General features: G+C 46.2%; 1 protein-coding gene. It reads left to right on the top strand.

Going from position 1 to position 236, the window contains the following annotated elements:
* Positions 1–15: 15 nt before the first annotated feature.
* A partial coding sequence (locus SCT_RS16410; protein ID WP_202812175.1) for a hypothetical protein occupies positions 16–236 on the top strand: 221 nt, incomplete at its 3' end.

Raw genomic sequence — 236 nt, forward strand, 5'->3', positions numbered from 1 at the left:
TTCTTGTTGCTATTTATGACCAACAATATTGCTTGGTCGGATGCTCATTACCACGGATTGCAGGTGGATGTAAAAAGAGATGGCCCCTTGTACACCCTCATTGCCAGTTTCGATACGCCCTTAACGAAATGCGCTGCCTACCATTACCTGACTGACTATGAAGCTGCAAAAAATCTGCCCGGTGTGGTTGAGTCATTGGCATATCGCCAATCTGCCAACAAGGTCAAGGTTAAACG

The organism is Sulfuricella sp. T08 (assembly GCF_000971475.1).
GTDB lineage: Bacteria > Pseudomonadota > Gammaproteobacteria > Burkholderiales > Sulfuricellaceae > Sulfuricella.